At 71.5% G+C, this 8,101-nt stretch carries 5 protein-coding genes and 1 pseudogene; 5 read left to right on the top strand and 1 reads right to left on the bottom strand.

Translation table 11 applies throughout. From position 1 onward, the window contains the following. The first annotated feature begins 74 nt into the window (after positions 1–74). From ACFWY6_RS42335 to ACFWY6_RS42315, 5 genes and pseudogenes are all read left to right on the top strand, one after another. A complete protein-coding gene (locus tag ACFWY6_RS42335) occupies positions 75–803 on the top strand; it encodes a hypothetical protein (protein ID WP_384702289.1) in 729 nt (242 codons plus the stop codon). Positions 804–906: 103 nt separating this feature from the next. Continuing rightward, positions 907–3,249, top strand: coding sequence for a GH92 family glycosyl hydrolase (locus ACFWY6_RS42330; protein ID WP_384702286.1), 2,343 nt, complete (start codon positions 907–909; stop codon positions 3,247–3,249). 233 nt (positions 3,250–3,482) lie between these two features. Further along, positions 3,483–4,862 carry a wax ester/triacylglycerol synthase family O-acyltransferase gene (locus ACFWY6_RS42325; RefSeq protein ID WP_384702283.1) on the top strand — a complete coding sequence of 460 codons (1,380 nt, stop codon included), beginning with the start codon at positions 3,483–3,485 and terminating at the stop codon, positions 4,860–4,862. 83 nt (positions 4,863–4,945) lie between these two features. Beyond that, on the top strand, positions 4,946–6,451 hold the full coding sequence (locus ACFWY6_RS42320; protein ID WP_384702280.1) for an SDR family NAD(P)-dependent oxidoreductase: 1,506 nt from the start codon (positions 4,946–4,948) through the stop codon (positions 6,449–6,451). A 61-nt stretch (positions 6,452–6,512) separates the two neighbouring features. Next, positions 6,513–6,878, top strand: a pseudogene (locus tag ACFWY6_RS42315) (GtrA family protein); the annotation flags it as partial. A gap of 74 nt (positions 6,879–6,952) precedes the next feature. Here ACFWY6_RS42315 and ACFWY6_RS42310 read toward each other — a convergent pair. Beyond that, positions 6,953–7,786, bottom strand: a complete 834-nt coding sequence (locus ACFWY6_RS42310; protein ID WP_384702277.1) for an SDR family oxidoreductase — start codon at positions 7,784–7,786, stop codon at positions 6,953–6,955. Positions 7,787–8,101 lie beyond the last annotated feature (315 nt).

Here is an 8,101-nt window from a genome sequence, read left to right as displayed (position 1 = left end):
CGCCTGTCCCGTGGCCCCGGAGCGTTTATCCCGTGGACGGGCGCCCGCACGCTTGGCACCATCACCCCGTGATCATGGATGAGGAGAGCCGCGAGCGTGCGGTGCGGGCCGCGGTCCGCAACAACGCCGCATGGTGCGACGCGGTCTGCCGCGCGCACGCCGTGCCGGGCGAGTTCGGGGGAGAGGCGTGGACGAGCGCGCGGCGCACCCCGCCGCTCTATCCCGACGCCGTGACGCTCACCCCCGACGCGTCTCCGGCCGACGTGGTGTCCCGCGTCGACACCGGCTCGCCCGGCTGCTCGGTGAAGGACAGCTACGCCCGTCTGGACCTGGCGCCGCTGGGCTTCGACGTGCTCTTAGAGGCGCAGTGGATCCACCGCCCTGCGGACAAGGCGGTCATGTCCCCTTCGCCATACGTGAGTTGGGCGCCGCTTGCGGACGCCGACGCCCTGCCCGCGTGGGAGACGGCCTGGGGCGACGGTGAGGAGGGCAGCGGTCTGTTCCGCGCGGAGCTGCTGTCCCACGACACGATGTTCCTGGCCGGGACGTCCGCCGCGGGGGAGATCGTCGCGGGCGCCGTCGTCAGCCGCAGCGAATCGGTGGCCGGCGTCTCCAACCTGTTCGCCCGTGGGGATGTCCCGGGCGGCGAGGAGTCCGCCTGGGCCGGTGTTCTCACCGAAGCCGCCCGGCTCTGGCCCGGCCTGCCCGTCGTCGGCTACGAGAGCGGTGAAAGCCTGGACGCGGCCGTGCGCGCGGGGTTCACCCCGATCGGACCGCTGCGGGTGTGGCTGCGGTCCGACTGAGGGGCCGCGGCCCTCTCCCACCCCTTGACGCACAGGACGCCACCCCCGAAGAATGATCGCGTTCGGCGCTCTGACAACGTTGTCCAAGGAGGCGTTCCCACCCATGAGATGGACCCAACGGCTACGCGGTACCGGGGTGGCGGTGGCTGCGGCCGCGCTTCTCGGGGGAGCCCTGACCCTTCCGTCGGCGCAGGCCGCCCCGGCGGCGGACGGTCAACTGACCGATCTGGTCAACCCGTTCATCGGCACCGAGAACGAGGGGAACACCTACCCCGGCGCCGCCGTGCCCTTCGGCATGGTCCAGTTCTCCCCGGACACCGGTCACAACACCGGCTACGACCACTCCGACACCCACATCCGCGGCTTCTCCACCGTGCATCTCTCCGGTGTCGGCTGCGGTCTCGGCGGCGATCTTCCGGTCCTGCCCACCACGGGTGACGTCAAGGAGACGGACTACGCCAAGTACGCGGCGGAGTTCAGCCACGACGACGAGCAGGCGAGCCCCGGCGCGTACAAGGTGGGCCTGAAGTCCGGCATCGACGCCGAGCTGACCGCCACCGAGCGCACCGGCGTCCAGCGCTACACCTTCCCCGCCACCGACAAGGCCAACGTCCTGCTCAACGCGGGCCAGTCGCTGCACAAGACGGGCTCCACCAAGGTCGAGATCCTCGACAGCCGTACGGTCCGCACGGCGATCACCGGCAGCGGCTTCTGCCAGGACACCAAGCCGTACACGGTCCACACGATCACCCGCTTCGACCGGCCCTTCACCACGTCCGGCACCTGGAAGGGCGGCACCGTCACCGAGGGCTCCAAGGAGTCGTCGGCGGGGGACGAGCGCAACGGCGCCTTCGTCCGGTTCGACACCTCCAAGGACCGCACGGTCGAGGCGACCACCGCGCTCTCGTACGTCGATGCCAAGGGCGCCGCGCTCAACCTCCGCGCGGAGGGCGGGCGTTCGTACGACCGTGTCGCGCAGGCGGCCCAAGCGGCGTGGGAGGACCGGCTCGACGACGTACGGGCCAAGGGCGGCAGCGAGACCGTCCGCCGGACCTTCTACTCGTCCCTCTACCGCTCGTTCCTCGCGCCGAACATCGGCAGCGACGTCGACGGCCGCTACACCGGCTGGGACCAGAAGACCCACCGGGCCAAGGGCTTCACGTATTACCAGAACTGGTCCCTGTGGGACACCTACCGCACCCAGGCGCAGCTCCTCGCGCTCCTCGCGCCGCACGAGTCGCGCGACATGGCGCTCTCCGTCCTGAAGATCGACGAGGAGAGCGGCTGGCTGCCCAAGTGGGGCTACGGAACGGTCGAGACGAACATCATGACCGGCGACCCGGTCACCCCGTTCCTCACCAACGCCTACCAGCAGGGTCTCCTCGAGGGGCACGAGGAGGAGGCGTACCGCGCGCTGAAGAAGAACGCGGACGGTGTGCCGCCCGCCGACTCCGCGCCCGTCGGCCGTGAGGCCAACAAGGAATACCTGAGCGACGGTTTCGCGCCATTCATCAAGGGCCGCCCGCACGCCAAGCCCGGCGACTCCGACTACGACCACGGCGCGTCCGCGACCCTGGAGTACGCCCTCTCGGACGCGATGCTCGGCCAGATGGCCCGCGACCTGGGCCACGAGGACGACGCGGAGCGCTATGCCGACCGTGCGCAGAACTACCGCAAGATCTTTGACGGTTCGACCGGCTTCTTCCGTGCGCGGGACGCGTCCGGAGCCTTCACGGGCCCCGCCGACCCGGCCAAGAGCGAGGGCTTCCACGAGGGCACGTCCTGGCAGTACCAGTGGCTCGTCCCGCAGGACCTGCCCGGCATGGTCGGCCTGATCGGCGGCAAGCAGGCCGCCAACGACCGCCTCGACTCCTTCTTCGCGTACGAGCAGCTCCTGAAGGACCCGGCGAAGACCGCGCGCGAGGTGTGGGTGAACGGTCCTTACGACTACTACAACGCGGACAAGTACAACCCGCAGAACGAGCCCGATCTGATCGCGCCGTACACCTACCTCTCGACGGGCCGGCCGTGGAAGACCACCGACGTGGTGCACGCCGCGCTGACCCTGTTCACGGACACCCCGACCGGCATGACCGGGAACGACGACCTCGGCACCATGTCGGCCTGGAACGTGCTGTCCTCGATCGGCGTCTTCCCGGTGCAGCCCGGCACGGACACCTGGGGCCTTTCGACGCCCGTCTTCGAGCGGGTCGACCTCACGCTCGACCGCCGCTACTACCCGAAGGGGCGCCTCACGGTGAAGGCGCCGGGCACCTCGGACACCAACCGGTACATCCAGTCGGCGAGCACGGACGGCGCCGACTACGGAAAGACGTATCTGACCACCGACGACATCCGCGACACCCGCGAGCTCTCCTTCACGGTGGGCGACAAGCCCTCCGCGTGGGGCACCTCGGCGGACGCCGCGCCGCCGGCCCTGAAGTGAGGCGGTGCCGACCGCGCCACATGGCCTAAGCCGGATGCCGCCGAAATCCGCTGGAGTGACGTAATCGATACGCCACATCAGCCCCACGAGGCCCGCCTTCCTCAGGGAGGCGGGCCTTAATCTGTTGTTAACTGTGCGTAGCTTGATCGTACTTGACCGTAGTCGCGCAACGGCGATTGACTGCTCGCTCCACACACCACCCCCCGCACCGCCCTCGACGCGAGAGCAGACACGTGACGACGACGACTCGGACCGCTGACACCTCCGACCTGCTCGCACCCCTCGACCTCGCCTTCTGGAACATAGAGACCGCCGAACATCCCATGCACCTGGGAGCCCTCGGCGTCTTCGAGGCCGAGACGCCCGGCGCGGCCGAGCGTGCCGCCCGGCTGCTCGCCTCCCGGGCGGCCGCCGTGCCGGGGCTTCGCCTGCGCATACGGTCCGTCTGGCTGCCGGTCGGCGGGGCCGTCCGGACCACTGCCACCGGCTTCGACCCCCTTGACCACGTCACGCTCGCCGAGCCCATGGGGGACTTCCACGCCGCTGCCGGCGCCCTGATGCAGCGCCCCCTGGAACGCGGCAAGCCGCCGTGGGAGGCCCATGTGCTGCCCGCGCGGGACGGCTCCCGCTTCGCCGTGCTCTTCAAGTTCCACCACGCACTCGCCGACGGGCTGCGGGCCCTGATGCTCGCGGCCGCGGTGATGGACCCCACCGACCTGCCCGCCGCGCGCCCCGTGCCCGTGGGGCCCGCCGCCTCCCGGTGGGACTGGCTGCCCGACCCGCGCAAGCTGCCGGGCCTGGTCCGCGACACCGTCGCCGACGTGGGGCGGGCCCTGGACATCGGCAGCTCCGTCGCCCGCGCCACCTTGGGCGTACGTTCCTCCGACGCCCTCACATCGGACGCGACCGGCACCCGGCGCACCGCGGGGGTGGCGCTCGACCTGGACGATGTGCACCGCGTGCGCAAGACCGTGGGCGGCACCGTCAACGACGTACTGATCGCGGTCGTCGCCGGAGCCCTGCGCCGCTGGCTCGACGAGCGGGGCGACGGCAGCGAGGGCGTGGAGCCGCGCGCTCTGGTTCCCGTCTCCCGGCGCAGGCCGCGCGGCGCACAGCCGCCGGGCAACCGGCTCTCCGGGTATCTGGTCCGGCTGCCCGTGGGCGACCCGGACCCGCTGGCACGGCTGCGGTCCGTGCGCACCGCCATGGACCGCAACAAGGACGCGGGCCCGAACCGCGGGGCGGGCGCGGTCGCCCTCCTTGCCGATCATGTGCCGCCGCTCGGCCACTGGATCGGCGGCCCCGTCGTCGCCCAGGCCGCACGGCTGCTCTTCGACATCCTGGTCACCAGCGTCCCGCTGCCCAGCCTCGGCCTGCGGCTCGACGGCTGCCCGCTCACCGAGGTGTACCCCTTCGCGCCGCTGGCCCAGGGGCAGGCGCTTGCCGTCGCCGTGTCGACGTACCGGGGGCGGGTGCACTTCGGTCTGGTCGCGGACGCGGCCGCGGTGCCCGACCTGGACGTTCTCGCCCGGAGCGTGCGGGAGGAGCTCGCGGGGCTCGTCGCAGCGTGCGCCGAAGGCTCGAGTTTGGTAAAGGGACCCGTCGCTACGTAAAGTTCCCTTCTTTGGAACATTCTCTTTGGAACATTCGCGGTCACCCGGACGGCCGCGGCATGAGTGACGCGAGGACAGCGGCGATGACGGTGACAGAAGACAGCCTGGAGGCTGCCGGTTCGGCCGGTGAGGCCGTGACGTACGGCCCCGGTATCGACCCCGACCGTCTCGCCGTCTGCCTCGGCGTGCTCGACGAGCTGGACAAGCTGGAGGTCGACCACCCCGACGCCATCGCGGTGCGCCGCGCCACGGCCGGCATCTACCGGACCGTGAAGCAGCGCCGCCGCCAGGAGCGGAGGGCCGCCAAAACTGCTCACGACAAGGCGGTCACCGAAGCCACCGCGACCGGCTCCGCCGAGCGGATCGACGACGAGACCGAGGGCCTGTTGCCCTCCTCGCAGACCGAGGAAGGCCGGCTCGCGGGGATACTCCAGCGCCCGCGCTCCTGCTACACCTGCAAGACCCGGTACGTGGAAGTCGACTACTTCTACCACCAGCTCTGTCCGGACTGCGCCCGCCTGAACCGGAGCAAGCGCGATGCCCGCGCCGACCTCACCGGCAAGCGCGCGCTGCTCACCGGCGGCCGCGCCAAGATCGGCATGTACATCGCGCTGCGCCTCCTGCGCGACGGCGCCCACACCACCATCACGACGCGGTTCCCCAAGGACGCCATCCGCCGCTTCAAGGCGATGGACGACTCGGCGGACTGGCTGCACCGCCTGGAGGTCGTCGGCATCGACCTGCGCGACCCGGCCCAGTCCGTGGCCCTCGCCGAGCGGCTCGCCGCGGCGGGACCGCTCGACATCCTGATCAACAACGCGACGCAGACCGTGCGCCGGCTGCCCTCCGCGTACGCCGCCCTGGTCGACGGCGAGAGCGCGCCGCTGCCCGCAGGGGAGCTGCCCGCCCACTCCGTGATCGGCGCCTTCAACTCCGGCGCGGTGGACGGCCTGGCCGCGCTGCCCGTCGGCACCAGCGGCATCGACGCCCAGAAGGTCGCCGACCTCGCCCTCGTCGCGGGCAACGCCAGCGTCGCCCGGCACCTGGACGGCACGGCCATCGACGCGGGCGGCCTGGTCCCGGACGTCGTCGACAGCAACACCTGGGTGCAGACCATCGAGCAGATCTCCCCGGTGGAGCTCCTCGAGACCCAGCTGTGCAACTACACCTCGCCGTTCATCCTGATCAGCGCCCTGCGCTCGGCGATGGCCGGCGCCGCGAAGCAGGCGTCGAGCGGCCGCGCGTACGTCGTCAACGTCTCGGCGATGGAGGGCGTCTTCGGCCGCGGCTACAAGGGCGCGGGCCACCCGAACACGAACGCCGCGAAGGCCGCGATGAACATGGTGACGCGGACCAGCGCCCAGGAGATGTTCCAGACCGACGGCATCCTCATGACCTCGATCGACACCGGCTGGATCACCGACGAGCGCCCGCACTACGACAAGCTGCGCCTCGCCGAGGAGGGCTTCCACGCCCCGCTCGACCTGATCGACGGCGCGGCCCGGGTCTACGACCCGATCGTGCGCGGCGAGGCGGGCGAGGACCTGTACGGCGTCTTCCTGAAGGACTACGCACCGGGCAAGTGGTAGGACACTGCCGATAAACGGCCGTCTTATACGGGCGACCTATACAAGCGTCATAGACGGCCGTATGGTTTCCGTCATGACGCAGACAGCGGCACGCCGACTTCCCGCACGGCCCGGCCCTTCAGCCGCCTTCGCGCGCTTCGTGCTCTGCGGCGGCGGGGTGGGCATCGTCTCCAGTGGCGCGGTGGTCGCGGTGGCGTCCTGGCTGCCGTGGGCCGTGGCCAACGCCTTGGTCACCGTCGCGTCGACCGTGCTCGCCACCGAACTGCACCGTCGCTTCACCTTCGGGGTGCGGGGCGGCAGCCGGCTGCGCATGCACCTGCAGAGCGCCGGCACCGCGGCGGCCGCGTACGCCGTGACCACCCTCGCCATGGGGGTGCTGCACTGCCTGCGCCCCGAGCCCGGCGCCCTGTGCGAGCAGGCCGTCTACCTCGGGGCCTCCGGTGTCGCGGGCATCGGCAGGTTCCTGGTGCTGCGCCTGGTCGTCTTCGTCCGGCCGCCGCCTCAGGCCTCGCCGCCGCCCTCGCCCGACGCAGCGCGCAGCCGCTCATGCACGGCGTACGAGGCGGCCGCGCCGGAGGCGGCACGCACCCTCGTCCCGCCGTCGACCAGGAGATCCGCCCCCGTCACCCATTCGGCCGCGTCGGACACGAGCCATGCCACGGCCCGCGCCACGTCCTGCGGTTCCCCGATCCGGCCGAGCGGCAGGCCCGCGGCGAGCCGCTCCTGCGCACCCTCCCAGACGAAGCGGGCGAGTTCGGTGCGGACCAGGCCGGGGGAGACGGAGTTGACCCGCACCAAGGGGGCCAGCTCGCCCGCGAGTTGGGCGGTCAGGTGCAGGAGCGCGGCCTTGCTCGTGCCGTACGCGCCCACATTGGGTCCCACATGGGTGGCGCCCTCCGAGCAGACGTTCACCACGCGGCCGCCGTGCTCGCCCATCCAGGCCCGCCAGGCCAGTTGGGTCAGGCGCAGCGCGGCCTCGACGTTCAGGGCGAAGGCGTCGCGCCACCGGGTGAGGTCGACGTCCATCAGTGCGCCGTAGGGGGCGTTCGTCGCGGCGTTGTTCACCAGCACGTCGAGCCGCCCGAACTCCCTTCCCGCCAGGGCCACACAGGCCTCGGCGTGGCCGGGGTCGGCCACGTCACCGGCGAGGCCGACCGCGTCGGCGCCCCGGGCCCGGAGCCCGGAGACCGCGGTCCGCAGCGCGTCGGCGTCGCGGGCGGTGACGACGAGGCGGTGCCCGGACTCCGCGAGGGCGTGCGCGACCGCGAGCCCGATTCCCCGCGAGGCGCCGGTCGTCAGGGCCACCGGGGTCTCCTGCGCCGGCCGAGAAGTCATCCGCGTACGGTCCCACGAAGTCTCCGAAAGGCCCATGGGCGCGGTCCTGATGGGGAGTTCGGGGCCCTATGCCGACCTCGGGGTCAACCCGTGCCGACCCCACACCGTCACCAAGTGTCCGAAATCCACTCCTTCGCCTGCCCCCATCGAGCGCGGGCGCGCTCATTTGGTTAACCTGGGGCGAACGGACGGCCGCAAGGGACCTACAAGCTCCCCCAAGCCGCCCCGGGACAGGCTCGCAACCATGGCCGCGGTCCCGCCCGACAACCGGCGCCACCGCGACCGAAATGCCCTTGTCCTTCCGTTACGCGACAC

This window comes from Streptomyces sp. NPDC059037 (assembly GCF_042740015.1).
Lineage (GTDB): Bacteria > Actinomycetota > Actinomycetes > Streptomycetales > Streptomycetaceae > Streptomyces.
Note: the sequence above shows the minus strand (reverse complement) of the source record. Positions and strands in the feature narration are given on the sequence as shown.